At 44.9% G+C, this 236-nt stretch carries 1 protein-coding gene; it reads left to right on the top strand.

Annotated features, from left to right (window positions below):
• Positions 1-236, top strand: a 236-nt coding sequence (locus AAEY88_RS15480) for a peroxidase family protein (protein ID WP_350563811.1), incomplete at both ends; no start/stop codon positions are given.

Raw genomic sequence — 236 nt, 5'->3', positions numbered from 1 at the left:
AGTTTAGACAAAGCACGACGTTTACTCTGGCCAATCAAAATGAAGTATGGAGAAGCCATTTCTTGGTCTGATTTGATAGTGTTAGCGGGTAATGTGTCACTTGAAAATATGGGCTTTAAAACCTACGGTTTTGCCGGTGGACGTAATGATGATTGGGAACCAGACATGGTGTACTGGGGACCAGAAGTTGAAATGCTTGCTAGCGACCGTGAAGATAGCAGCGGCAAGTTACAGCG

The organism is Psychrobacter sp. CAL346-MNA-CIBAN-0220 (assembly GCF_040309805.1).
Taxonomy (GTDB): Bacteria; Pseudomonadota; Gammaproteobacteria; order Pseudomonadales; family Moraxellaceae; genus Psychrobacter.
Note: the sequence above shows the minus strand (reverse complement) of the source record. Positions and strands in the feature narration are given on the sequence as shown.